At 42.5% G+C, this 23,814-nt stretch carries 30 protein-coding genes and 2 riboswitches; of the genes, 12 read left to right on the forward strand and 18 right to left on the reverse strand.

What is annotated here, in order from left to right:
- Window positions 1-273: 273 nt before the first annotated feature.
- Together AB3351_RS14325 and AB3351_RS14330 are read right to left on the reverse strand one after the other, a co-directional pair.
- The gene (locus tag AB3351_RS14325) at window positions 274-750 is read right to left on the reverse strand and encodes a YbaK/EbsC family protein (RefSeq protein WP_371147823.1); all 477 of its coding nucleotides are present in this window, start codon (window positions 748-750) and stop codon (window positions 274-276) included.
- Window positions 751-756: 6 nt separating this feature from the next.
- A complete protein-coding gene (locus tag AB3351_RS14330; RefSeq protein ID WP_371147824.1) occupies window positions 757-1,314 on the reverse strand; it encodes a helix-turn-helix domain-containing protein in 558 nt (185 codons plus the stop codon).
- A 235-nt stretch (window positions 1,315-1,549) separates the two neighbouring features.
- Between AB3351_RS14330 and AB3351_RS14335 the strand changes: the two genes are divergently transcribed.
- A complete protein-coding gene (locus AB3351_RS14335; RefSeq protein ID WP_371147825.1) occupies window positions 1,550-2,377 on the forward strand; it encodes an STAS domain-containing protein in 828 nt (275 codons plus the stop codon).
- 84 nt (window positions 2,378-2,461) lie between these two features.
- Here the strand turns inward: AB3351_RS14335 and AB3351_RS14340 are convergent, their stop codons facing one another.
- The 5 genes from AB3351_RS14340 to fabF form a co-directional block, all read right to left on the reverse strand.
- Window positions 2,462-2,698 (reverse strand): YiaA/YiaB family inner membrane protein, encoded by a 237-nt coding sequence (locus AB3351_RS14340; RefSeq protein WP_371147957.1) that lies wholly within the window; start codon window positions 2,696-2,698, stop codon window positions 2,462-2,464.
- Window positions 2,699-2,823: 125 nt separating this feature from the next.
- Window positions 2,824-3,048: a hypothetical protein gene (locus tag AB3351_RS14345; RefSeq protein ID WP_371147826.1), complete on the reverse strand. Its 225-nt coding sequence runs from the start codon at window positions 3,046-3,048 to the stop codon at window positions 2,824-2,826.
- Window positions 3,049-3,217: 169 nt separating this feature from the next.
- Complete coding sequence (locus tag AB3351_RS14350; RefSeq protein WP_371147827.1) at window positions 3,218-3,436, reverse strand: anti-repressor SinI family protein; 219 nt, start codon at window positions 3,434-3,436, stop codon at window positions 3,218-3,220.
- Window positions 3,417-3,501: riboswitch (cyclic di-GMP riboswitch) on the reverse strand. (Overlaps the previous gene by 20 nt.)
- Before the next feature lie 510 nt (window positions 3,502-4,011).
- Window positions 4,012-4,176, reverse strand: a complete 165-nt coding sequence (locus tag AB3351_RS14355) for a transposase (protein ID WP_371147828.1) — start codon at window positions 4,174-4,176, stop codon at window positions 4,012-4,014.
- Between the two features lie 11 nt (window positions 4,177-4,187).
- Window positions 4,188-4,273: riboswitch (cyclic di-GMP riboswitch) on the reverse strand.
- Between the two features lie 123 nt (window positions 4,274-4,396).
- Complete coding sequence (gene fabF / locus AB3351_RS14360; RefSeq protein ID WP_371147829.1) at window positions 4,397-5,632, reverse strand: beta-ketoacyl-ACP synthase II; 1,236 nt, start codon at window positions 5,630-5,632, stop codon at window positions 4,397-4,399.
- Window positions 5,633-5,756: 124 nt separating this feature from the next.
- Between fabF and AB3351_RS14365 the strand changes: the two genes are divergently transcribed.
- Window positions 5,757-6,629 (forward strand): helix-turn-helix transcriptional regulator, encoded by an 873-nt coding sequence (locus AB3351_RS14365; RefSeq protein ID WP_371147830.1) that lies wholly within the window; start codon window positions 5,757-5,759, stop codon window positions 6,627-6,629.
- A gap of 265 nt (window positions 6,630-6,894) precedes the next feature.
- Here AB3351_RS14365 and AB3351_RS14370 read toward each other — a convergent pair whose 3' ends face one another.
- Window positions 6,895-7,653: an SDR family oxidoreductase gene (locus AB3351_RS14370; RefSeq protein ID WP_371147831.1), complete on the reverse strand. Its 759-nt coding sequence runs from the start codon at window positions 7,651-7,653 to the stop codon at window positions 6,895-6,897.
- 148 nt (window positions 7,654-7,801) lie between these two features.
- Here AB3351_RS14370 and AB3351_RS14375 point away from each other — a divergent pair, with 148 nt between their 5' ends.
- A complete protein-coding gene (locus AB3351_RS14375) occupies window positions 7,802-9,358 on the forward strand; it encodes a tetratricopeptide repeat protein (RefSeq protein WP_371147832.1) in 1,557 nt (518 codons plus the stop codon).
- 30 nt (window positions 9,359-9,388) lie between these two features.
- On the opposite strand, the gene AB3351_RS14380 is transcribed toward AB3351_RS14375, so the two are convergent.
- The 7 genes from AB3351_RS14380 to rlmD form a co-directional block, all read right to left on the reverse strand.
- A complete protein-coding gene (locus tag AB3351_RS14380) occupies window positions 9,389-9,931 on the reverse strand; it encodes a DinB family protein (protein WP_371147833.1) in 543 nt (180 codons plus the stop codon).
- Window positions 9,932-10,051: 120 nt separating this feature from the next.
- Window positions 10,052-10,687 (reverse strand): Vat family streptogramin A O-acetyltransferase, encoded by a 636-nt coding sequence (locus tag AB3351_RS14385; protein WP_371147834.1) that lies wholly within the window; start codon window positions 10,685-10,687, stop codon window positions 10,052-10,054.
- Window positions 10,688-10,803: 116 nt separating this feature from the next.
- Complete coding sequence (locus tag AB3351_RS14390; RefSeq protein WP_371147835.1) at window positions 10,804-11,928, reverse strand: hypothetical protein; 1,125 nt, start codon at window positions 11,926-11,928, stop codon at window positions 10,804-10,806.
- 340 nt (window positions 11,929-12,268) lie between these two features.
- Window positions 12,269-12,832, reverse strand: a complete 564-nt coding sequence (locus AB3351_RS14395; RefSeq protein WP_371147836.1) for a DUF3592 domain-containing protein — start codon at window positions 12,830-12,832, stop codon at window positions 12,269-12,271.
- Between the two features lie 279 nt (window positions 12,833-13,111).
- Window positions 13,112-13,492, reverse strand: coding sequence for a MerR family transcriptional regulator (locus AB3351_RS14400; protein ID WP_371147837.1), 381 nt, complete (start codon window positions 13,490-13,492; stop codon window positions 13,112-13,114).
- A 51-nt stretch (window positions 13,493-13,543) separates the two neighbouring features.
- The gene (locus tag AB3351_RS14405) at window positions 13,544-14,374 is read right to left on the reverse strand and encodes an NmrA family NAD(P)-binding protein (RefSeq protein WP_371147838.1); all 831 of its coding nucleotides are present in this window, start codon (window positions 14,372-14,374) and stop codon (window positions 13,544-13,546) included.
- Window positions 14,375-14,928: 554 nt separating this feature from the next.
- Complete coding sequence (gene rlmD / locus AB3351_RS14410; protein WP_371147839.1) at window positions 14,929-16,326, reverse strand: 23S rRNA (uracil(1939)-C(5))-methyltransferase RlmD; 1,398 nt, start codon at window positions 16,324-16,326, stop codon at window positions 14,929-14,931.
- 202 nt (window positions 16,327-16,528) lie between these two features.
- On the opposite strand from rlmD, the gene AB3351_RS14415 reads away from it, so the two are divergent.
- The 7 genes from AB3351_RS14415 to AB3351_RS14445 all read left to right on the forward strand — a co-directional run bounded on the left by AB3351_RS14415 (window position 16,529) and on the right by AB3351_RS14445 (window position 20,170).
- The gene (locus AB3351_RS14415) at window positions 16,529-16,897 is read left to right on the forward strand and encodes a hypothetical protein (RefSeq protein ID WP_371147840.1); all 369 of its coding nucleotides are present in this window, start codon (window positions 16,529-16,531) and stop codon (window positions 16,895-16,897) included.
- A gap of 48 nt (window positions 16,898-16,945) precedes the next feature.
- A complete protein-coding gene (locus AB3351_RS14420; protein WP_371147841.1) occupies window positions 16,946-17,131 on the forward strand; it encodes a YlaF family protein in 186 nt (61 codons plus the stop codon).
- A gap of 124 nt (window positions 17,132-17,255) precedes the next feature.
- On the forward strand, window positions 17,256-17,411 hold the full coding sequence (locus AB3351_RS14425) for a lmo0937 family membrane protein (protein WP_371147842.1): 156 nt from the start codon (window positions 17,256-17,258) through the stop codon (window positions 17,409-17,411).
- 121 nt (window positions 17,412-17,532) lie between these two features.
- Window positions 17,533-18,489 carry a cation diffusion facilitator family transporter gene (locus AB3351_RS14430; protein WP_371147843.1) on the forward strand — a complete coding sequence of 319 codons (957 nt, stop codon included), beginning with the start codon at window positions 17,533-17,535 and terminating at the stop codon, window positions 18,487-18,489.
- Entirely contained in the window at window positions 18,467-18,841 is a 375-nt protein-coding gene (locus AB3351_RS14435) for an ArsR/SmtB family transcription factor (RefSeq protein ID WP_371147844.1), read from the forward strand. Before AB3351_RS14430 ends, AB3351_RS14435 begins: the two co-directional genes overlap by 23 nt.
- Window positions 18,842-18,865: 24 nt before the next feature.
- The gene (locus AB3351_RS14440) at window positions 18,866-19,351 is read left to right on the forward strand and encodes a PaaI family thioesterase (protein WP_371147845.1); all 486 of its coding nucleotides are present in this window, start codon (window positions 18,866-18,868) and stop codon (window positions 19,349-19,351) included.
- A 30-nt stretch (window positions 19,352-19,381) separates the two neighbouring features.
- Window positions 19,382-20,170 carry an alpha/beta fold hydrolase gene (locus AB3351_RS14445; RefSeq protein ID WP_371147846.1) on the forward strand — a complete coding sequence of 263 codons (789 nt, stop codon included), beginning with the start codon at window positions 19,382-19,384 and terminating at the stop codon, window positions 20,168-20,170.
- A gap of 50 nt (window positions 20,171-20,220) precedes the next feature.
- On the opposite strand, the gene AB3351_RS14450 is transcribed toward AB3351_RS14445, so the two are convergent.
- Window positions 20,221-21,207 carry a lipoate--protein ligase gene (locus AB3351_RS14450; protein WP_371147847.1) on the reverse strand — a complete coding sequence of 329 codons (987 nt, stop codon included), beginning with the start codon at window positions 21,205-21,207 and terminating at the stop codon, window positions 20,221-20,223.
- A 147-nt stretch (window positions 21,208-21,354) separates the two neighbouring features.
- Between AB3351_RS14450 and bacA the strand changes: the two genes are divergently transcribed.
- A complete protein-coding gene (gene bacA / locus AB3351_RS14455; protein ID WP_371147848.1) occupies window positions 21,355-22,152 on the forward strand; it encodes an undecaprenyl-diphosphate phosphatase in 798 nt (265 codons plus the stop codon).
- A 42-nt stretch (window positions 22,153-22,194) separates the two neighbouring features.
- Here the strand turns inward: bacA and AB3351_RS14460 are convergent, their stop codons facing one another.
- Window positions 22,195-23,166, reverse strand: coding sequence for a YbgA family protein (locus AB3351_RS14460; RefSeq protein WP_371147849.1), 972 nt, complete (start codon window positions 23,164-23,166; stop codon window positions 22,195-22,197).
- Window positions 23,167-23,179: 13 nt separating this feature from the next.
- A complete protein-coding gene (locus AB3351_RS14465) occupies window positions 23,180-23,494 on the reverse strand; it encodes a rhodanese-like domain-containing protein (protein WP_371147850.1) in 315 nt (104 codons plus the stop codon).
- 159 nt (window positions 23,495-23,653) lie between these two features.
- Between AB3351_RS14465 and AB3351_RS14470 the strand changes: the two genes are divergently transcribed.
- The gene (locus AB3351_RS14470) at window positions 23,654-23,809 is read left to right on the forward strand and encodes a Spo0E family sporulation regulatory protein-aspartic acid phosphatase (RefSeq protein ID WP_371147851.1); all 156 of its coding nucleotides are present in this window, start codon (window positions 23,654-23,656) and stop codon (window positions 23,807-23,809) included.
- Window positions 23,810-23,814: the final 5 nt, after the last annotated feature.

Genomic DNA, 23,814 nt, shown 5'->3' on the forward strand with positions numbered 1-23,814 from the left:
TCACTAAACGCGTACGATTATTTACGTTCAATTTTCTAAAAATATTATAAATGTGCCGGGTATGGGAGGCGCTGAGAATCCTAGGGTTCGAGCAGATATGGCCTACTATCCAACCCCAAATGGAGGAGCCGCTGCCATGGACAATAGGAGAATCAAAGCATGTCGCGGAAAATAAGAATTAGTATAAACAAGCCAAAAACACTGAACCAAAGCCCGAATAACGGACATGGGTACAATCGTCCGTTATTCGGGTTTTGCTATACTATAGCGCTTTTATTTGACAGTAGCCACCTGTCCCTTTGTCATCTGCGCCAATTCTTCTGGTGTAAGCTGAAATACGGCTTTAGGATGGCCTGCAGCGGCCCATATCACATCATAGTTAAACAGATCTTCGTCGATCAGTGTCACAATTGATTCGGTGTGCCCTAGCGGCGCAACGCCACCAATGACAAACCCTGTACGATTTCGCACAAAGTCAGCATCCGCTTTTCCCAGTTTTTCATTGAGCTGTTTCGCCAGCTGCTTTTCATTGATACGATTTACTCCACTGGCAACGACAAGCAAGGGCTTATCCGAATCCTTCATACGAAAAATAATAGACTTCGCAATTTGAGCCACGTCACAGCCGATCGCTTCCGCTGCTTCTTGAGCCGTTCGGGTGCTTTCCGGCAACTCCACCACTTGATTTGTGTAACCTAATTCCGCAAGCTGCGTTTGCACTTTTTGCGCACTCCCTTTTAGTTTCTCCATAAACATTCACTCCTCCGCATAATACATGGTAACTTGTATGACTGTATCCTGATCGGTTTCATTTATATACATGTGCGGAATATTGCCCGCAAATCGTATCGCATCACCCTCAGGTAAATGAAAAATTTCATCCTTTATCTTTACTGTAAAATCCCCTGTGATAACTGTAATATATTCATATACGCCTTCATTGTGAGGAGATGAGAGATAGCTTCCACCGGGATCCAATACGATGCTGTAAATCTCTAGTCTGGTTTCGGGATCAAACGGAAACAACAAATACGCTCTACACTTTCCATCGTCTTCCGTTACCGGTGAGATTGTACTCCGTGAAACGACGCAGACACTACTCTCCTCACTCTTTATCAAAGAGGAGAAGGAAAGATGAAGACCTGTAGCAATTTTCCACAGCGTCGTGACAGTCGGCTGGGAATCCCCCCGTTCAATCTGATACAGCATCCCTTTACTAACCCCGGTTAATTCGGCAACTTTATCGAGGCTTAGTCCTCTTTTTTTTCTGATTTTCTCTAGGTTATTTCCAATTGTTACGTGAATAGAGCTCATATACTCTCCTTTCATTTTAATTTATTATATTGAACAAATATTATGATATAACAAACAATAATACAAGCCAGTAACCATTGTTTTTTTATATACACATTTTGCTGTTTCAGACTTTCATAAAGTGGGTACTCTATAACGGATATCAGCTCCAAAAACCACCTTTATAATTAACCTAATCACCGAGAAATACCGTACTTTTTTAAAATACTACTCAACATAGATGGGAGTGATGGTATTGGATTTAGTCTTTAAGGAAGGACAGGAAATGAAAGAATTTCTGTCACAAAATAAACAAATATTTGAGGACATGCTATTAGCGGAAGCCGTTAATGTGCGAGAAAAAATCAAAGAAATCCACTTAATCGGTAACATCAACCTTTTACTAAATGCTCATCGGCTTGTCTTGTATGTTGTGGAAAATCGGGAGCAGGAGCTTATTGCTTTCGCCAAGCAGGAAGGAATCTTATGGGCGAAGTACTCATTAACATTGGAATTCAAATTAGAATGGGTACAAGCGATCCGAAGAACGTTATGGAATTTTCTATACCATTACGATCATATCCAAGGCAAGCATGTTACACGCGAAGAATTTTATGCAATGGAGAAAAGAATCAATGAATTAGTTGATCAATTTCTTAACAACTTTTTCATTAGCTATTCAGCATACAAGGATAAATTAATTGAATCGCAAAAGAAATTAGTTCATAATCTCTCTGTTCCTATTATACCAATCTCCCCATCTATATGTATCTTGCCTTTGATTGGAGAAATTGATGCGTATCGAGCCAAAATCATAGAAGAAAAAGTATTAATGGAGATTGGTAACTTACATATTCAAACGTTAATCATGGACTTGTCTGGCGTCCTTCAGATGGAAATGGAGGTAGCCCACCATCTATTACGAATTTTTGATGGGATTTCAATGATGGGATGCAGTACTATCATTACAGGATTACGCCCTGAAGTTGTAAGAAAAATGATTAACGAAGGCATATCATTCAAAGACAGAGCAGAAATGAAAGGAACGTTGCAGCAAGCATTAAAGAACTATCTCGCCATGTAGCAACCCCTTTCATCTCCAAATGAAAAGGATCGTAAAACTTCCGTATACCTTAGAAGTTTTGCGATCCTTTTTTGCGGCATCAACTTATTCTTTGTTAAACTCGTCAGCGTACCTTTCATCATCTTCTTGATTATCCCGAATCGTCTTCTGCAGTACAAAAGAACTCATGGTTAAGAAAAGCGCTGATACGATGTAATATCCTTTCACCGGAAGCGGGGCATCTAATGTGTAAATCCCGATGAACATCGCTGCAAACGACAAAATAAATGCTGCCCAGGCCATATTTGTAAATGCTTTTGTATTTCTTCTGCGTGGTCTCATTGCATCCATTACCTCCATCCTCTTATTCACATATTCGCTATCAACCAATTTATTCCTATTGTGTATACTGAAATTTAGAAAAAATAAATTATATTTTCTAGTAATGGAGCAATCGGAAACAAACTTTATCGAGCAAGCAGCTTTCCTACCTTTTTAACAACCTTCTTCGTCGTCTTTCCTGTTACCATTTCATCTTTACCGAGGATAACAAATTCCTTCTTTTTGCCAAGCTTGCACATCGACTGACATCCCACGCAGATTTTTGCTTTCGGTTCTATTTTGCTGAGCTTTTTCTTCAGCTTTTTTACGTCATCCGCACACTTATGGCAAATACGCAGTGTAACAGCCATACAGGTTCCGCCCTTTCTTTCAGTCTATTTGGCAAATAAAGCGATGCTGGGGCATATTGCTACTGCTTGTATTGGATCATACTATATAAGTGCTACTTTTGAGAATACCCCTCATACGCTTGTGTCTGCTCATAAACAAAAAAACCTCTGCCCTATAGACAGAAGGTTCTCATCTTATCCTATATGAATGGTATGTCATCTCTTTAGACTCTAGCACCACTTGGTGTATAGCGTTACTTTCGCTTTTTAAAAAACTTCTTATTTCTTCCGGGGTAATTCCTAACTCACGTGCAATCAGCATAAGAGACACCCACTCTTGATCAAGTTCGTTCTGCTTCCTAACCATCTTCGCCCCCCGCAAATTCTTAAGAGGTAGTTCAGCCGTCATAGTGCTATACCGTAGACCTGGAACTTTGCGTCCCTGCTTTTCAGTCAGGTTTGCCTTTTTCTCAAGTATTTTGATTAGGTATTTGTTTTTTACCTGACCTTTATTGTTAGTAAGGTGTGCCTCTCGTAAGGTCATTTATATTTTTTCTAACTTGTAAATCTATTTTACCGATTACATGTACCCACGGAAAGGTTCTTTTGTCATGAAGAAGTCACAATATAGTCACACCTAAACCCTACTGCTTACATATAAGGAAATCAATAGCAGGTGATAAAACTAACCAGACAGATTACAGGGAATGCAATCGTAAAGTAAATCAAAAATAATATACGCTTATGTTCCTACTTATCCGTTTAAGGCGGCTTTGTATAAGTTCCACTTATTTGCCTAGATGAAATAATTACCAATTGTGGTAACTTATTAACAAGAACCCCCCAATATTTTCTTTTCTGTACCGGCCCCGTGCCGGATTTTTTTTTGCTCATTTTGGTCATTAACAAAGGAGGCAATGATATAGACGGAAAAGCCAAGCATGCTGTTACATCAACATGCTTGGCTTTTTAGACAGCCCCATTTTATACAGATTCACTATCATATTTTCCTTGCTTATATTCATTCATCCACCGAAAAATCATAATACTGTTGATTCGATGCTGTCTGGCTATGCTGCCAGGCTTATTACATTCCAATACCTGCTGTACGACCTTGCACTTAAACTCACGTGAATACTTCCGCTTCATTTTTTTCTCCTTTCGGTAACCCGGCTGCCGTAGCTTTTTATACAGTAGGCCCGTGGTTTTGCGTCCTCATCTTTCAATGAGTTTGCCTTTTCGACATACATTAGGATACAAAAAATTAGTGCACAATGGAATAGGTATTCACTATTTTTCTTTTATCCGCCATATACGCAACCTTTATCTACCAATTCCCGTAGAACATAACTGCTTGTAATACTACACATTACTCATACTTTTTTAAAATGATTACCGCATTGTGACCGCCAAAACCAAATGAATTGGATAACCCTATCTCTACATTTGCCTGACGGGCAGTATTAGGTACATAATCTAAATCACATAGCGGGTCCGCATGTTCTAGATTGATTGTAGGAGGTATCGTTCCTTCCTGCAGGCATTTTGCCAGCGCAATGGCTTCTACCCCACCCGCTGCACCCAACATGTGGCCGGTCATAGACTTATTCGCTGTTATAGGGATGTTATATGCTTGCGCTCCGAATAATTTTTTAATGGCTATGGTTTCCGATATGTCACCGGCTTCCGTACTGGTCGCATGAGCACTAATGATATTGACTTGTTCCAAAGAAATCTGAGCATCTTGTAACGCCATTTTCATAGCATGGTATGCGCCTTTACCTTCCGGATGCGGAGATACCATATGATGCGCGTCTGAGCTTGCACCATAGCCAATAACCTCAGCATAAATTCGTGCGTTTCTTCGTAATGCGTGAGACAACGATTCGAGAAGGAGAATGCCTGCGCCTTCCGACATGACAAATCCATCCCGATTCTCATCAAACGGACGACTTGCTTTAGCCGGACAATCATTCCTTGTAGATAAAGCTGTAGCATTCCCAAAGCTGGCCAAAGACAAGTCGGTTATCGAAGCCTCCGTGCCGCCCGCAAAGACAACATCCGCTCCCCCGAATCGAATAAGTCTGGACGCTTCGCCAATCGCTGTATTGCCGATTGCACAAGCAGAAACAGGCGACATCGAAGGACCCATCGCGCCCCATTTCATGCTAATTTGCGCTGCAGCCGCATTCGAAATCATTGCGGATACTAACGAAGGACTTACCCGGCCCGCTCCTCTCTCCCGAAGCAGATCCACATTTTTAATGAATGTTTCAATTCCTCCTATGCCGGAGCCAACATAGACACCCAGACGTGTCGGATCGACTTGATCCATATCTAGGTTCGAATCGATCCATGCTTGCTCGGCTGCAGCTAAGGCAAATTGGCAAAATCTATCCATACGCTTTGCATCCCTGCGTCCTAGAAGTTCCTCGGCATGAAAATCACGGACGAGTCCAGCAATTTTTGTTTTATGCCCGCTTACATCAAATGTATCAATAAAAGAAAGACCTGACCTACCATTAACCAAATTTTCCCATAACATTGCTACTTCATTGCCCAGTGGTGAGACGACTCCCATTCCTGTAATCACTACACGCTCCAAGCTTGATCCCTCCCCTTGAATATTTTGTTATATTTTCACATGCTACTTATCCTATTACAAGTTGTTGTTTATCCTAGTATAATTACTACTATGATCATTCGTATGATGAGGGGGCATGGAAACGTTGAATAATCAAAACAGACTTGACGCTCTGTCCACCTTTCTAAAATCAAAGCGAGCTAACATTCAACCTCAATCTGTTGGACTACCAACAGGAACCCGGCGGCGGACACCCGGCTTGCGAAGGGAGGAAGTCGCTCAAATAGCAGGCGTAAGCACCACTTGGTACACATGGCTAGAGCAAGGGCGTGATATTAACGTTTCTACATCGGTATTAGATGCTATTGCAACCGCCCTGCAGTTAAATAATGATGAACGCAAATATCTATATGACCTTGCCTTAGAAGCCAATTCAAATGCTTCCCAACCAGAAACATTGGAAACAAAAATCCCTCCGTCCTTAGGAAAAATTTTGTCAGAACTTAACTATTGTCCGACATTGATTACTGATCGACACTTCCATATCGTCGGCTGGAACCGAGCTGCCGCACATGTTTTTTTGGATTTCGAACAAATTCCAAATGAACAACGAAACTTAATTCGTTTACTCTTTACAAGAAAAGAACTGCGGTCATTAGCCGTTAATTGGGAACATTTCATTAAGGGATTTCTTGCTATCTTCCGTGCTTATTACGGCCAATATGTAGGAGATACATGGTATAATCAGTTTCTTGAAGAAATGACTCATCTTCATCCGGAATTTCAGTCTTTGTGGCAAGAGAGCCAAGTAAGCATGGCTCCAGAGGTTTTCATTGAATTCCGGCACGCCAAAGTGGGAAAAATGCTGTTTAATTTAACTTCCCTGCAAGTCCAAGGGGCGATGGATTTGCGATGTAGCGTGTATACTCCTGTAGAGGAATCATCTACTGAAGCAAAATTAAAACGACTGCTGACAGAAAAAAAGCCGGACGATGAGACGCCCGGCTTCGACCATTAATTGTCACATGCACATGCGATAATCACAAGAAGGATAAAAAGCACCAACACGATACCAATAACGTCTTCACCAAAACCGAAACCCATAGTTTCTCCTCCTTTTTCCACTAGACATAGTTACATTCTATGGGTCTAGGTGTAGACAAGTGTTAGGCGGATATCACCTTATTTACATTTTGGTTCTAATGCCCGGTTTTGATAAGGAAACAGGATAAGGGGCTAACCCATAATATTGGGCAGCCCCCTTTTTATTTTGGTGCTATGAATTAATATGCAGTCCAACCCGAATCTGCTGTTATGATTGTTCCGTTAACAAAGCTTGATTCGTCTGAAGCAAGGAACAGGGCAACGCCTGCGATTTCTTCTGACTGGCCTGTACGTGGGTTGGTGCTTATTCCCGGTTGTATGCGTCCCATACCGAATTCATTAATATTCGTCATCGTGGTACTGATATTTGTCTCCACTCCTCCCGGCGCAATCACATTGCAGCGAATGCCTTCTTTCGCATACATAAATGCTGTGTTTTTTGTGAACCCAATAACCGCATGCTTAGAGGCAGTATACGTTGCACCTGCACGAGCCCCGTATAATCCTCCCACGGAGGCAACATTAATAATTATCCCATTTTTCCTCTCTAAGAATACGGACAATGCTTTACGTGTAGCACGCATAACACCTGTAGTATTAACAGCAAAAATTCGTTCCCAGTCTTCATCCTTGATATCGCCGGCCGCTTCAAAATTATCCATAATTCCTGCATTGTTAACTAGAATATCCAACGTGCCGTACGTGTTAACAGCGGTATCAATTAAATTCTGTATATCTTCCTCTTTTGCAACATTGGTCCTCATCGCCATTGCTTCTCCGCCGTTGGATTTGATTTCTTCGACGGTTGAATTCGCAGCGTCTATATTAATATCTGAGACGACGACCTTCGCTCCTTCTTTTGCATAAAGAACAGCAATGGCTTTCCCAATTCCCGAAGCGGCTCCTGTTACGATTGCTACCTTATTTTGAAGTCTCATAAAAGCACCCTCCCATTACGTTTATTATTATAGATTACCAAACATTATAAATAATTAAACTACTTATTCACTTGGCATGTACGTTAAGTAGAATATAAAATGTTTATAAGGTTATACAAATATGTATGTGGGGGTTGGAGGGAATTTGTTGCTTACAAGTTATAGTCGCTATGTAGGTCAATTAGCTATAGATGAATGGTTCGTTTCCATCGATAATAACCTAACTAGCAATACAAATTATGCCATAATTCAAATGAGACAATTTGCAGAGCATTTTACAGCACAGATAGTAAAAAATAAAATGCCTTCATCATCGGATCTTACCTTTGTTCAAATGCTGGATATTTTGCTCCAAAAGCAATTGATAGATTTCAAGCTGTATCAATTATTTAGCGGCATTCGTTTGATTGGTAACAAAGCTGTACACGACGGCTTTGATATGGAACCCGTAGCGAAACAAATGTTTTCGGAATTGTGCAGCGTACTAGAAAGCGAGATAACAGATACCAAATTACACGTAACAAAAAATCTTCAGTCAAATGAATTATTTGAAATTGGCTCTATTGAATTAGCCGATTTAAGCAAGGGCCTACAAAATAAGAATAAATTTTTTATTCCTTATTTTAGTGAGAACTATGTTGATAACATTGACGATATTTCATGTTTTTGTTACGTTCCAGAATTTGAATTAAGCGAACTAGATGATGAGGATGATTTCGAATTACCTTTATATACGGATACAAAAGATGTTCACAGTCTATTTGAACAGAAAACATGTCAAGTATACACCGAATATAATGATCGTATCTATGAAGTTCAACTGTTTCTACTAGATAATGCTGTTGAAGAAGCACGACTGAAAAAGCGGAGTAAAATATTTTTGGGGTACCTTAGTATTACCAATACTTATTTTCCAAAAACCGGTGAAGTTATTTGTAAAATCATCTCGCCAATCACTGACTATAACATGATTGATGATTATAGTGAAATTACCTCAGGCCTTTGTTTAATTGATAATGAAGTACTTTGTATGCAGGCAGATGAACTTCTTCCGCTTTATGCATATTTCAATTCCATGTCAGGTGATGTAAGATGCAAGCTATTTATTCAAACAGATAGAGAATATATTGTTACACCGTTTACTTATTCTCATATTATACAATTACTTGATGAAGATGTTTCAAAAGCATTTGATTTACTCTACCAATTTCGAGATTTCGATGCTAATTTTTTCCATATGACTGAAGGGTATAAAAATATAGGGTCGATTTCAGAAGAAATGTGGCTTGATTTGGATGTTGAACTTGTAAATGAGATTAAAAAACGGGAATATGATCATCCTCAATTCCAATTTATTTTAGGGTTAATAAGCATTCAATACGCTAATGATCCTGTAGTTGCTTTGCCTGTCTTAGAAAAAGCCGCAAACAATAATCATATGGTAGCAGCAAACATAGTCGGTGAAATTTACGATTTAGGAAAAAAAGGAATTAAAAAAGATTATAATAAAGCCTTTTATTTTTATAATTTAGCTGCTGAAAAAGGCTATACTGTAGCACAACGTAACTTGGCTGCACTTTATGAATTAGGCCAAGGCATTAAAGCTAACGAAGAAAAGGCGACATATTGGTATAGTAAAGCTGCGAAAAAAGGAGATGAATTTTCTAGGAATCGATTATTCTCAAGATACGGCATTGAATTATAAGCTTACATTTTACTGCACAGGTGGTTCCTCCTACTTCTGAGAAGCATAAAGGAATCTGCAATAACCGATCTCAGCAGCATTCTTCATGAGTTCGAGATTGAGCCAAGCAGCAAGCTCATAAAAAGTCTTATCTTCAAAAGGCCATTTGGTTCGCTTACAAGATAGAAGTTCATCGTCTGGTAACGTCGCTAATGCAGCTTTCCATTCATCACGCAATTGAATCATTTTTTCTCTAACAGCCTTACTATTACCGGGCCAATGAATATTCTCACGGGTTAACGTCCCATTACCAAAAGAATGGTCAAAAACCATTGACCACCAAAAAGTAATGTGCCAAGTTAACCAGGCAATACTCGGCGGCCCAATATCGTAAGCTTCAGTATCTGGCCAATCTGCATGCCAGACCCCTAATCTATTAACAACATGAAGCCCCCTTCTGGCCGGTCTCCAGAGACATTCTTCATCTTCAAGACCAGTAAGATGAATGTCTAACATTTGCCACGCGATATCAAACTGGAAATTTAGTGTGCTGCGAAGACGATCTGTTGAATTCTCAACTTGCTTCTCATTCACAGTGATTTCCTCCTATAATCCGTACTTAAAATACCACAATTCCATGTTATGCCTAACTTATATCTATATACTATACAAACGAATATAATTTACGTCTAGGAATAAGATAGACAAATCAGATCATTGAATGCGTTTAATTTTTTCTAAATCTCCGCTGCATAAAATTTCAAGATTAGAAAATATCTTTTCGGGTGACCAATCCCACCATCTCAAATTTTCCAGATAGCCTATTAGCTCATCATCAAATCTTTTTCGTATCATTTTGCAAGGATTTCCTCCGGCAATATGGTAAGCGGGAATATTTTTTGTTACGACAGAATTCGCGGCAATAATCGCTCCATTACCAATATGAACACCAGGCATCACGGTTACATTTTGTCCAATCCATACATCATTGCCAACCACAGTATCTCCCTTAAGCGGCAATTCCTCTAACGTTGGGGCAGCTTTTTCCCAGCCACTCCCCATCACATTGAATGGATAGGTCGTCACACTGCACATCCTATGGTTTGCGCCGTTCATTATGAACTCAATCCCTTTTGCGATGGCACAAAATTTTCCGATGATCAATTTATCCCCCAATACTTCATAGTGATGTGTTACACGTTCTTCAAATTTATCTGCGCCATTCACATCGTCATAATAGGTATATTCCCCGACCGTGATATTGGGGCGAGTAATCACATTTTTGATATAACAAATACTTTTGATTTTAGGATTTGGAAAAATATCATGCGGATTAGGTCCAAATTGCATAATAAATCCTCCTTGCAAAAATTTTAATTTTTCAATCTATTATTGTCATTATATCTGGATACCTTTTATTGAAACATTTTTGGTTTTGCCATGAAAGTTATCTTATATTCTACTGATTATCTATTATTCAAGTATTCGTCTGCTATCCTCCTGCATACATCCTTGGCATCATACTCATGATCAATGACATATTTTATAAATAAATCTTCAACTTCCATGCTGTCAATTGTAGCTGCATAGCGAAAAGCCTCTGCCCACAGCATCTTCCAATTTGCGTCATTCATGATTTTCTTTGCAAGTTCGAACGCTCTCTGCGGTTCTTGAAGTTGTAGCTTCTTAAAAACCACTTCTAGCTCAAACTCTGCTTCGTCATCCTGCCTACTCATAACATCATTAATGCGTTCATCCGAAACATTTCCCGCCATATCCAAAAACGCGATTGATAAATAATCAGGATACATCCTCTTATCAAAAGCAGTATGAATTGAAGCAGTTCTCTCGTCTTCCCAGACGTTCTGACACTCTGCAAGAATACGTTCAACTTCTGTAACCGTAAGTTCCGTTGTTCTCGAATGTATTCCTTTTTTAAGGAATGCGTAGATCCTTTTTGGTTTATTGAATAAGCGCAGATCATATCCTTCGCCGCCGGCATACATCTCGCCTGGCTTTTTGTACTGACTGAATTCGGTAACCTGCATGATTGTTAAACAATCGATGCGTTTATTTTCTAGATAGGCTGCTGCTGCTCTATAGTGTCCGTCTAACAGCGTGCTCATAAAGCCTTCATAATAAAAGGCAAGTCCTGTCATCGTCTTTCCCGTCTTTATCTGAGCTACGTAATGATTGACTCTTTCTTCGTTTATACACTGCATACTTTGCGAGGGAAGAAGGAACGTTGGAGTACCTGAACTCATATGAAGCTTATAGTGCACATCCGCTGTTGCGTGATACTGCTTTTTTGAAGAGGATAAATTCCAAAAGAAATGGCCGTCACCATCCGTTGGAATCATCTCTATACGCGTAAGCAGGTAGTACCCATTTTCGAGCATAGACAGCATCGGCTTCATATTTTCAAAAGCAGCCACGATATCTGTACCAAGCTCTTGTGAGTAGGTAATGGAATCAATGATGCGCTTATCCACCTTCTCTCTGCCTAAACCTATGCTTAAAAGCTTGGCACATGTAGGACAGTACAGTTCTTCTCCATAGCTGTTGATCAATGGCTTATCATCAAGTAACAAAAATCTGTATCCATCACCATTTTTGTCTCTCCCGTACTTATTGGCTAATCAACACTCGTGAAGTGATATTTCCTTTTCTATTATTTCGTCATTATTTCTGTGTCCATATAAACCGCCGCTCATGTGTATCATCCCTAACCTATTAACCTTACCATAATTACCACACAAACAAAGAACCCTTCCGCCATGTTGGAAGAGTTCTGACACCGTCACATCTTGTTTAATCTTTTCTTACTAACAGTGAGCAACACTCCACATGCCCCGTTTGGGGAATGGAAACATGATTTATAATGGACCATGGGGTTGTATAGAAACGTATTACTTATCTGTCTCCTATCAATTATTTCATAACTATTTTGGGACCAAACATAATCACCATCCCAACTGCAGTTAATAGTACTGCAAAACAGACTAACATCACCATAAGCCACATGGAAACTCCTTCAAACCTCTGCACGAACGCATCTTTTGGTTTTTTAGGATTGTAATACACATCAACACTTGAATCTACCGGATAGAATTCATTCAATGGGGACGTATATAAGCTAATGCTGCTGTTCTTATGGATTCTTACTTTAAGCTTCTTCGGAAGATTATCCCGCGTTGAAAGGTTTGTTTCAAATTGCGCATTTATGTTTTCAAATGGAGTACTGACTGTAGTAACAGACGCGCTCAAGAATTTTGGGCCGGCAACTTTATACTTCTTGCCATTCACTATGTATTCCACCAACGGAATATGGATTCCGCCATAATTAATCTCCGAATATCTAATAACCTTTCCAACCGTTCTCATACTGCAGCGTTCCTCTTTTTTTAATTTTCTGAGGCCAAATACATACGCACAAATCCAACAAGCACTTGAAAAAAGCAGAGTAAACAGTCCCCAAAATAAGTTCCCATTCATATTGGTATCCCCCCCATATCTGCTTATTTTACTTGATTATTAATTTTCAGAAAACCACTCGTAAAGGGAAATGTCGGTCTTAAACAATCTGCTCTTGCCAAGGAGTTACACAAGTTGAACAAGCAACAAAAGCAGTTGAATAAGAATATCGGAGCAACAGGCACTTACGAAGCGTAAGGTCGAACTTGAGACCTTTCTTGAAACGCAAAAAGACACGGAAGAACAATTCCGTGCCTTTCATAAACAAATCACGTTCAACTAACATTCTCCCGTAATTGATCAGCCATTCTGATCTCGATATTTTTTCATCATGTTAATTTGGTCTTCCAACCGTAGTTGAGCATTTGCCAAGGCAGTTCTTTGTCTGTTCACTTCTTCTAATTTGGCTTCGTATAGCAGCATTAGCTCTTCACAATATACACCCTTTTTTTCATGCTCTTGATTCTCAGGATGCTTACAATACAAAATATCCTTTATCTCATCCGTAGTTAAGCCTAGATTTAAATAGAGTTGGATGGTATTGATCACTTCAACGACCGAATCATCAAATTCACGATAATTATTCTGAAGCCGAGAGCCAGTTATTAGCCCTTTTTTCTCATAATGTCTTACGGATCGAGCACTGATTCCCGTACGCTTAGCTAATTGACTTATTTTCAATGCGCTCCTCTCCTTTTGCAAATATTGTATTCATTTATAATCGCAACGGAATCAGATGCTGTGTGTATTCATAAAAAAGCCTGCATTCATCTTAACCCACTCTGCGAAAGTATGAGGTTTCTGTCCAGTTACCTCCTCAACGGTTGACAGAACGGTTTGAGCTGATGTAGGCGGGTTAAGGTGCCAATTAATCACATATTCAATGGCATCCTCGTCGACACCCATCCTCCTCATCTGCTCACGTTCTTCTTCTTCAGAACTCTCAACAAATCGAATTTTTCGCCCGATAACCTCACTAATTATTTCAACCCTATCTTGAACAGACAAACTTTCAGGCCCTGTCAAGGTATATACTTTTCCTACATGGCCATCCTCCGTAAGTGCAACCGCTGCGACCTTTCCAATATCAGCTTCATGAACAGGAGCGATTCGTGAACCTCCAAACAGATCTCGAACCAGCCCCTCGGAACGAATGGATTCTGCCCACTTTTTTGCATTTGCCATAAATTCAAAGGCTTGTAGTTGAGTCCATTCCAAGGAACTTGCCTCAACAGCCTTCTCAAAAGGCCCCTTTTCTCCATTCCATAAAACAGTAACTTTACGTACTCCAGCCTCCTCAGCAAGTTTAATAATTTGTGGTCCCGTTGATAGTGGAGTATAATTGACCCCCGTCGTAATCAAGTGCAAGCCGCTTACACCAACCAATGCAGACTCTAGCGTGCTTGGATTGCTTAAATCTCCTGCAACTGCCTCCACACCAGCGGGAAGATTGGCTTGCAGCGGATTACGGGTCAATGCTCGCACCTTTACTCCCTTTTGAACAAGTTGATCTACGACATGCCGCCCCACGGTCCCCGTTGCTCCAGCCACTAGTATAGTCATTCGTTACCATCCTCCTATGGGTTATTTTCTTGATTTTCCCAATCTGTTTGATTAGGGTTCACCTCCTCATCCTGTCGATTAGACGGCCTCTTATCAAAACGGCCATCTCATTATTTTGTCTCTACGTTTATTATAAAGGTTGACACTAATGTCAAGGTCAAGAAAATACGAGTAGAACTCTCGGCGGGTTCTTTGGTCTAATAAGCTTTTGTTCATAAAACACCTCCGAATCAAATGTGTTCAGGAACAATATCATAAATTTTCCCATAAGACTACTCAATACCATTAACTTGCTATCAAAAAAGAGGGAACTTTGTCCCTCCTTGATAATCAATGCCAATACATCTCAACTATTAGTCTTTCTGTACAGTTAAAAAATAGACTTCCGATTTCACACCTCACCAACCCGCATTCCACCGTTCGCAGTTATAATAAAGTTTTCCGAAAACTCCCGCTTTTCATCCTTTTTTCACGCTTTTTTCCGAAATCTTTTTTCTCACTCGAAGGAGAAATCGGAAAGGTTTATTGTGGATTAAGTTGGGATTTTTGGTTATTTACAATTTCCTGACCAACAGTGAGCAGCACTCCACATGCGCCGTATGCGGAAACATATCAACCGGCTGAATCCACTCCAGATCATAATCCTTCAATAAATGAGCCACATCACGAGCCAGTGTGGACGGGTTACAGGATACGTAGACGAACCGCTGCGGCCTGGCTTTCAGCACGGCGTTAAGAAGGGCCGCCTCACATCCGACGCGCGGCGGATCGACGACGATCACATCGGGCCGCTCCCCCTGCTTCACCCACGCCGGCAGCAAGTGCTCAGCTTTCCCCACATAAAATTCTGCATTGGTGATACCGCTCTTCTCCGCGTTCCGCTTCGCATCCGCAATCGCTTCCGGAATGACCTCAATACCGCGTACCTCCTTGGCATTAGGGGCCAGCCAGAGCGCAATCGTCCCCACACCGCAGTAAGCATCCACCACACGCTCCGTCCCTGTCAGCTGCGCCGCCTCTTTGGCCGCCTCATACAGCTTGACGGTCTGGGACGGATTGAGCTGGAAAAAGGCCCGCGGTGATAAGGAAAATTTCACATCTCCCAGCGACTCATCTATCGTTTCTTTGCCCCACAGCGTCTCCGTTTTATCGCCAAAAATCAGCGAGGTTTTCTGCTTGTTTACATTCTGGCTGATGCTTGTGAGCTGCGGCAGACGCATGCGCAGTTCGGTGATGATTTCTTTTTTGCGCGGCAGCTTCTCTTCCGCTGTAACGAGGATAAGCTGCTGCTCCCCTGTCTCGAATCCGACGCGGGCAACAATCGTACGGACCACCCCGTTCCGCTTGCGCTCATCATATACAGGAATATTCAACCGCTCCAACACGTCGCGCACAGCGGCGATCATTCGGTTCGTCTCCGGATGCTGGATGGGGCAATCTCCAATATCAATCAATCGATGACTGTCTGTAGCGTAAAGTCCGGTAACGATCCGTCCGTTTTGCACACCGGCTTGAAGCTGGGCTTTGTTGCGATAGCTCCACGGCTCCTCCATTCCCATAATCGGACGCAGCGGCAGCTCTTTGATATCCGTATATTTTTCAAATGCGCTGCGCACGATATCTTCTTTGGCCTGCAGCTGGGCTGCATACGTCATATGCTGCATCTGACAGCCGCCGCACTTGTCATATACAGGACACGGGGGAGTCTGACGCTGTGCGGAGGCTTGCTTAACCTTCTTAACCGTACCTTCGGCAAAAGAAGGCTGTACCTTCGTAATTTTGACCTCTACAACTTCTTCCGGCAGTGCTCCAGGCACGAAAACCGCTTTGCGCTTATAATAACCGATACCTTCACCGTTAATGCCGATACGCTTTATCGTCAGCAGAATTTCTTGTCCAATTTTAAGCTGTACGTCCTTACTTCCCGATTTTCTTATATTTTTATTATCCATTCATTTTTTCATCCTTATCCTAGTGCGTATTCTTCTCCATAGTATACCACGCTTACATGGGAATGCCGTCAAACAGCCGCTCGTTTACGCTGTAACAGGAGTAAATAAGGCCTGCTTTTCCTAAACTTACTACGATTTCTTTAGCAATAAATCTGTTACAATTAGCAAAGTAAACTTTAGTATGTGTCTGGAGGAATTCATCATGGCGACTTCAACAGCCATCGCTTCGTTGGAGACGCTTGTTGTAATTCATCGAAGTAATAATCTCGATGAAATATACACACAGCTCATCTCTAACTTCAAGCGAGTCCCTCACTTTGATTGGATCGGCATCTACATACAAGACGAAGAAAGTATGTCGCTACAAGCTGCTTCCGATGAAACAACTCCCGTCTCGCTTGCACGTCTATCCATCATTCAGATCCCTATTTGTGCGGACGAAAAAGTTCTGGGGAGAATTACGGTTATGTCTAAACCAACCCAAGCAATTGATGAATCAGATTATCTGGCATTAATGAAGACAGGAGACGAACTCGGGAAAAAAATAATGATTCTTGACACCTCGACCTAAGCGATTACGAAACGGATATAGTATAATAGATTTCGAGGTGAACTACGGATGACCAAGTATCAAATGCAATCGCTCGTACTTTCTGTTCTTGCTGTCATATGCCTAGTCGGCGTGGGCATTGCGGTGGGAGAACGCAACGCTCTTCTGGCGGTCGGTTTTCTTGTCGCAGCTCTTTTCATCAGCGGCTTTGGCTTCATGCTGAAGAGCAAGCGCAGAAAAGACGGAACATTATAAGATGAAGGCCCACCATTTGCAGAAGACAGATGGCGGGCCTGTTTATTTTGGCAGAAAGCAGGGTAACATAAACCTACATATAGCAGTTATTTTCTACTTACTTATAGATAAGGAGCGATATACAATGGGAATTCTCCGTACCATTATTCTGGTCGTTCTTGCATTATGGCTGATCGGCTTTTTGTTTAAAGTAGCTGGCGGGCTCATTCATATCCTACTGTTGATCGCCGGTGTATTGTTTATCATCGATCTCGTATCGGGACGACGAGGAAAAGTATAGCGTCAAAAGCCTTCGGATGATACCGGAGGCTTTATTTTAGAAAAGTATTCAAAAGAATACTTGAATTATGATAAAAAAATGCGTACACTGAAAGTACCAACCAACGGGGGAGGACACTTTCATGGGCGGACACCATCATCACCACGGGCATGCGCATCATCATGGACATAGCCATCATCACCATGGTGAGAATGCAAACCGTAATACATTGTTTATTGCATTTCTGTTAATCACAAGTTTTATGATTGTTGAATTTATTGGGGGCATCATGAGCAACAGCCTTGCTTTGCTGTCTGATGCCGGACACATGCTGAGTGATTCAGCTTCGCTTTTCTTAAGTGTGCTTGCGATGTGGCTTGCTGCACGGCCTGCCACTCCGACAAAAACATATGGCTATAAGCGGACAGAAATATTAGCTGCACTATTGAACGGAATTACACTGGTCGTTATCTCTATCTACATCTTTATAGAAGCGTATCAGCGTTTTTTTGTACCGGAGCCGGTTGCAAGCAAAAGCATGATGATTATTGCCGTACTCGGCCTGCTCGTCAATATTATTGCCGCATGGATTCTCATGCGCGGCGGCGATACATCGGATAACCTGAATGTACGCAGCGCCTTTCTGCATGTACTGGGAGATATGCTGGGCTCGGTAGGAGCCATTATCGCTGCGCTGTTGATCTGGCAATTCGGCTGGATGCTTGCCGATCCGATTGCAAGCGTCATTGTGGCTGTTCTAGTGCTCATTTCGGCATGGCGCGTCATTCGCGATTCAACGAACGTGCTGATGGAAGGAGTACCGGCAGGAATGAATATTGAAGAGATGCGAGAAGCGGTACTAACCATTGACGGTGTAGTTGCAGTGCACGATCTGCACGTCTGGACGGTTACATCCGGTTTCCCTTCGCTAAGCTGCCATATCGTTGTACACAACTTGGAGGAATCCGGAGAAGTGCTGCGTACGGCTAACCGTATGTTCAAAGACCGTTTCCACATTGCTCATACAACCATTCAAATCGAAGACCCGGATATGTGTCAGGAAGGAGACATGTGTGATGAAAAAGACCACCAGCACTAAAGAAGAAGCGTGTCACCTCTCTTCTGAGACCGAGACAGCCTTGCTGCAAGACCTTGCAGCTAAACCCGCTGAGCAGTTGGCTGGCTGGTTCAAAGGATTGGCAGATGTGAATCGGATAAAAATCGCTTATTTATTAACCCGACATGAGGAACTATGCGTACATGATATCGCCCGTCTCGTCGATATTTCTGTCGCTAATGCTTCGCATCATCTCCGTTTGATGCGAACGCTTGGTGTAGCCAAGACCAAAAAAGAAGGAACGACCGTATTCTACTCTCTTGCCGACAGTCATGTTCATAATATCCTGTTATTGGGTATGGAACATATGGAGGACGGGATATCTCAACCGTAATGACAAGGAATAGGAGAAGGAATCATGACGAAGCAGCAGTTACTTGAACGAATTGACGCACTCTCGGAGCGAGACTTAAAAGCAGTATCTCGAACCGTTGAGGCACTCTACAACATGAAAGAGAATAAATATCCCTTTCTCGGTAATTTTCTCGGCGTGGCAGAGGAAGAAGGCACGGATCATAATGAATTTGTCTGCTCGATGCCTGTTGGACGTGAAGTATTGAATCCGTATCGCATTGTCTATGGCGGGATCACGGCTACACTTGCCGATATGGCGATGGGCTGGATGCTTGAGAAACGCATCTCAGAGCGGGATAAATTCGTTACGCTCGATATGAACGTTAATTATCACAAGGCAGGAACAGGCAAGAAGCTAACCGCGACCGCACGCGTCGTCAACCAGGCACAGGATGTATGGCAGATGGCGTGCGAGGTACGCAATGATCGCGATGAACTTGTCATTACTACAACAGGGACCTTCCTGCAGCTGCGCCGAGGCAGAGAATAGCGCAATACATTCGGAAAGGCGGAGGTACTCGTGAAAAAGACATGCCAGGCAAACGGAATCAAACTCGCTTATCAGGAACAAGGACAAGGAGAAGCAGTTGTCCTCCTCCACGGCTTCTGCGGAAGCTCGACATACTGGGACTCCGTCATTCCTGAGCTTGCAAAAGACTACCGTGTCATTGCCCCTGATTTGCGCGGACATGGTGATAGCGCCGCGTCCGTGGGTACGTATTCTATGGAGCTGTTTGCAGAGGATTGCAAGCAATTACTCGACACGTTAGACATCTCTCAGGCTACCTTATTCGGTCACTCACTGGGTGGCTATATCACCTTGGCATTCGCCGAGAAATATCCTGAGCGGCTTAAGGCATTCGGCCTGATTCACTCTACCGGTTTGCCGGATACAGATGAAGCGAAACAAAATCGTTATAAAGGTGCAGAGCGGATCGCACAGGAAGGAATAGAGCCTTTCGTTAATGATCTTGTTCCGAAGCTCTTCTCACCTGATAATCTCAGTTCTATGAAGGATGATGTGGAGAAGGTTCGTCAGATAGGAGCAGCAACCGAGCCCGAAGGCGCGCAAAATACGCTAAAAGGCATGGCGGAACGCCCCAATCGGAATGCGGTGATCGCAAATACGAGTCTGCCCGTCCTGCTTGTCGCCGGGCAAGATGATCAAGTAATCGCGCCGGATAAGACCTTTTCTGTGGAACAGCAGTTGCTCACAACAGCTACCCTGCCACATGTGGGCCATATGAGCATGTATGAAGGACCGAATAAGCTCATTGACACCCTCCGCAGCTTTTTACAGCCTAAATAAAAAGCAAAGAAAGTCAAGAGGCTTCTCCATGCGCGGAGAAGCCTCTTGCTTTAAAAGAGACACAGCATGAACTCATCTTCGCTTAATGCCCCAAAATACACCTTGAAATTCAGTTCTTTTAAAGCAGCTCGAATCTCCTCTTCATCATAGCGCAAGCCTATCAGCTTCTTCTCAATATCGGCCACATCTGCGCTGCCGAAGAAATCACCATAAATTCTGCAGGCTTCAATTTTTCCTTTTCGCACATTGATGCCGACTTCCACTTCTCCGCAAGCAAATCGCTCCGACTTACGCATATCAAATGCCGGTGATGAACCGTAGTTCCACTCCCACTGCCCGTAACGCTCGTCCATCAGCTTCTGAATCGCTGCCTGATCGTCCTCCGTCAGCACATATTCCTGCATCGGCTCGCCTGCCTCTTCAAACAAATACTGAAGGAGCGAATCCATAAATTCTTCAATGGTGATGTCCTTCTCCAGGTACTCACTAATGTTGGTAACCCGACTACGTACAGACTTAACACCTTTGGATTTGAACTTGTTCTCTTTGACCTTAAGCACCTCTTGCACCCGTTCTAGATCGGAATTAAATAGGATCGTACCATGATGCAGCACTTTGCCTTTATGCACGAACTGAGCATTTCCCGAGAATTTTTTTCCGTCAATCGCCAGATCGTTACGGCTGTTGAATTCAGCGGGTACACCAAACTTGCGCAGGGCGCGGATAACCGGTTCCGTAAACTTCTGGAAGTTAATCCCGCCTTCTTCATCCGGCATTACATATGTAAAATTCAAGTTGCCCAAGTCATGGTATACGGCACCGCCGCCTGTCATGCGCCGTACCACATGGATATTATATTGCTTCACAGCTTCCGGATTGATTTGCTCTCGTGTGTTCTGATTGCGGCCAATAATAATGGCCGGTTCATTCTGCCACAGGATTACATAGGATTCCCGAGGATCTAGGTATTTCAACGCATATTCCTCAAGCGCCAAATTATATCGTGGGTCTGTTGAATGATTCGTAATGTATTTCATTTCCATAACTCCCCTTATATGCTCAGCTTTATTGTCTGCAGAAACGCTTATTTTTTGAAAAAAGGTGGTTCCCTTTCAACTCTAATTATATAATATTCTCTGGTGAGTAGCCTGATCAAAATTTAGAGATAGGTTTGGAGGATACATATGGAACAATATATTACCGCGATTATTCTCGGTATCGTAGAAGGGCTTACCGAGTTCTTGCCGGTATCTTCAACCGGCCATATGATTTTAACTGCGGAGCTTCTTGGTGCGACAGAAGAAAAGTGGAAAACATTCGAGATTGTAATTCAGCTCGGCTCCATCTGCGCTGTGCTGCTTCTATTCTGGCGTCGGATTCTTCGACTGCTGGGAATCGGAAGAGAGAAAACAACAGAACCGCAGCTGAATTTGCTGCATATTATTATCGGTATGGTACCTGCGGGCATCTCTGGTGTCCTACTGCACGGTTTTATTAAAGAGAATCTATTCTCTGCTACAACCGTTGTTCTAAGCCTAATCATCGGAGGTATTCTGATGATTGCCGCTGAGAAGCTGAAACCTAAGATGACAGCATTAACGGTTGACGACATCAGCTATAAGCAGGCATTCGGTATCGGATTGTTCCAGTGTCTTGCGCTATGGCCCGGCTTCTCACGCTCAGGCGCGACTATATCCGGCGGTCTTATTCTTGGGACAAGCCGTAAGGCAGCAGCCGAGTTTACATTTATTATGGCCATTCCGGTTATGATGGGAGCGAGCGGACTGGATCTCCTGAAAAGCTGGGATACGTTATCGATGAATGACTTCGGGTTCTTCGCCGTCGGCTTCATCGTCGCCTTCCTAGTAGCTGCTCTGGCCATCGTCTCATTCCTTAAGCTCATTGAGAAAATTAATTTAACACCGTTCGCCATCTACCGTTTTGCATTGGCGATCGTATTTTACTTCCTTTTCCTGCAATAGCGGGATGAAAAAGACGTGCACGCTTTTTGCTGCACGTCTTTTTTACGCTTCACCTCTGCCTTTTCCCGAGTCCGTAATCTCAACAAGTTCATCCGGATACGGCTCAAAGTATGTTTGCCGCAGCAAGTAGTCATGATCAAAGCGAATAACCCAGGAGCGCAGCACAGATAGCGGACTGCTCAGCGGAAGCTTACCGTCCCGATACCTCTCCAATAGGATAAGAAAATGATCCTTCTCTCTTTTGGACAACTGATCAGAAAAATAACCCATAATGTGCATCATTACATTAATGTGAGAGGCGTAGCGCGGCACCCGTGCGAATAGTTTAGCAAGATGTTCCTCATACTGCTCAAACACCGTACCGATTGGTTTTCTTTCATGATTGGCTACAATATTGCCTAATACTTTCAATTCTTTTTGGTTATAGGCCATAAAGAGATATTTATTATCGCTATGAAATTTTATAAGCTCTTTTATCGACTGCTGCGCCTTTGCTTTACGGAAAGTAGATACCGTATATAACTTGGTTAGAAAATGCTCACGAATTCTAAAATTCTTCAATCGTCCCTCATCCTCTATAGCGACATGACTATATTGCTTAAGTACCTCGCCGCCAAACAATCCACTATCTTTATGCAGCACCACCGGGTTCGCAGACGCGCTGTATACCTTCACATCCTTCACTCCGCAGGATGGCGAACGGTTTTTCATAATAAAACCGTCAATGTCAGTAAGCGCGCTTATAAATGCTTGTGAGAATGCCTGCATCTTCTCCGTTACGTCTAGGCCGCTCTTCGGCTGAATAAGACGCATCTCTTCTTTATCCCGTATGATACGAATGGTTTCGCGCGGCGTTCCCAGCCCAATCTCTACCTCAGGGCATACCGGGATAAAATCGACATGCGGTATCAGCTTGCTGATAAAGCTGTCCGGAATCTTCTGCCCATTATAACGACATGCTTCAAACTCCAGACATTTGCTTACGACGATCTTTGGCTTTACAAAGTCTCTCATGACGGCTTCCTTTCTATTTTATGTATCTCATGATTTCTTCCATTCCGCCTTCAACATTAATCACACCGCAGAAGCCGTTGCCAAGTAAATACTGTACTACATGCCAGCTTCTAACTCCGTGTGCACAAATTACATACATCGTCCTCTCTTTATCCAATCCGCCCATCTGCTCCGGCACTGTATTCATCGGTATAAGATGGGCCTCTTCAAGACGTACACGCTCCCATTCGTAAGGCTCACGCACATCCATAAAATAAGCACCTGCAAGTTCACCTGCATTATATTTGGCTGCGAATTCTTCTGCAGTAATCGCATGTTTATCTGTCATCGCGCTGTATCCTCTCCCTCTGTTGAAATCTTCCTCATTACTTTATTATAACCATATTTGCTTTTCCTATGGATTTTTTGTCGAAATAAGGTAAAATATATAGGTAATAAGAAACAGGTACAAAATGCTATTTATCCCGTAAAGAAGGTGTAAACCTGCATGGAAGAGCTTCTTATTAAGATAGAAGAGTTACGAGCACTCATGATCCAAACCGCAGAAGCCAAAAGCTTACATGATCCTGAAGTATGTCGGATCAGCCAGAGGCTTGATAACTATATTAACGACTATCTAAAGCTAGCCCAACCTTTATACTAAGACGC

It is taken from the genome of Aneurinibacillus sp. REN35 (genome assembly GCF_041379945.2).
Lineage (GTDB): Bacteria > Bacillota > Bacilli > Aneurinibacillales > Aneurinibacillaceae > Aneurinibacillus.

Coding starts and splice junctions, on each gene's coding strand:
- AB3351_RS14440 (WP_371147845.1), top strand. CDS start 18,866: ATGACGAAGCAGCAGTTACTTGAACGAATTGACGCACTCTCGGAGCGA.
- AB3351_RS14405 (WP_371147838.1), bottom strand. CDS start 14,374: ATGACTATACTAGTGGCTGGAGCAACGGGGACCGTGGGGCGGCATGTC.
- AB3351_RS14430 (WP_371147843.1), top strand. CDS start 17,533: ATGGGCGGACACCATCATCACCACGGGCATGCGCATCATCATGGACAT.
- AB3351_RS14355 (WP_371147828.1), bottom strand. CDS start 4,176: ATGAAGCGGAAGTATTCACGTGAGTTTAAGTGCAAGGTCGTACAGCAG.
- AB3351_RS14350 (WP_371147827.1), bottom strand. CDS start 3,436: ATGACGGCTGAACTACCTCTTAAGAATTTGCGGGGGGCGAAGATGGTT.
- bacA (WP_371147848.1), top strand. CDS start 21,355: ATGGAACAATATATTACCGCGATTATTCTCGGTATCGTAGAAGGGCTT.
- AB3351_RS14420 (WP_371147841.1), top strand. CDS start 16,946: ATGACCAAGTATCAAATGCAATCGCTCGTACTTTCTGTTCTTGCTGTC.
- AB3351_RS14470 (WP_371147851.1), top strand. CDS start 23,654: ATGGAAGAGCTTCTTATTAAGATAGAAGAGTTACGAGCACTCATGATC.
- AB3351_RS14325 (WP_371147823.1), bottom strand. CDS start 750: ATGGAGAAACTAAAAGGGAGTGCGCAAAAAGTGCAAACGCAGCTTGCG.
- AB3351_RS14460 (WP_371147849.1), bottom strand. CDS start 23,166: ATGAGAGACTTTGTAAAGCCAAAGATCGTCGTAAGCAAATGTCTGGAG.
- AB3351_RS14345 (WP_371147826.1), bottom strand. CDS start 3,048: ATGGCTGTTACACTGCGTATTTGCCATAAGTGTGCGGATGACGTAAAA.
- AB3351_RS14415 (WP_371147840.1), top strand. CDS start 16,529: ATGGCGACTTCAACAGCCATCGCTTCGTTGGAGACGCTTGTTGTAATT.
- AB3351_RS14450 (WP_371147847.1), bottom strand. CDS start 21,207: ATGAAATACATTACGAATCATTCAACAGACCCACGATATAATTTGGCG.
- AB3351_RS14385 (WP_371147834.1), bottom strand. CDS start 10,687: ATGCAATTTGGACCTAATCCGCATGATATTTTTCCAAATCCTAAAATC.
- AB3351_RS14330 (WP_371147824.1), bottom strand. CDS start 1,314: ATGAGCTCTATTCACGTAACAATTGGAAATAACCTAGAGAAAATCAGA.
- rlmD (WP_371147839.1), bottom strand. CDS start 16,326: ATGGATAATAAAAATATAAGAAAATCGGGAAGTAAGGACGTACAGCTT.
- AB3351_RS14340 (WP_371147957.1), bottom strand. CDS start 2,698: ATGAGACCACGCAGAAGAAATACAAAAGCATTTACAAATATGGCCTGG.
- AB3351_RS14370 (WP_371147831.1), bottom strand. CDS start 7,653: ATGAGACTTCAAAATAAGGTAGCAATCGTAACAGGAGCCGCTTCGGGA.
- AB3351_RS14435 (WP_371147844.1), top strand. CDS start 18,467: ATGAAAAAGACCACCAGCACTAAAGAAGAAGCGTGTCACCTCTCTTCT.
- AB3351_RS14465 (WP_371147850.1), bottom strand. CDS start 23,494: ATGACAGATAAACATGCGATTACTGCAGAAGAATTCGCAGCCAAATAT.
- AB3351_RS14395 (WP_371147836.1), bottom strand. CDS start 12,832: ATGAATGGGAACTTATTTTGGGGACTGTTTACTCTGCTTTTTTCAAGT.
- AB3351_RS14425 (WP_371147842.1), top strand. CDS start 17,256: ATGGGAATTCTCCGTACCATTATTCTGGTCGTTCTTGCATTATGGCTG.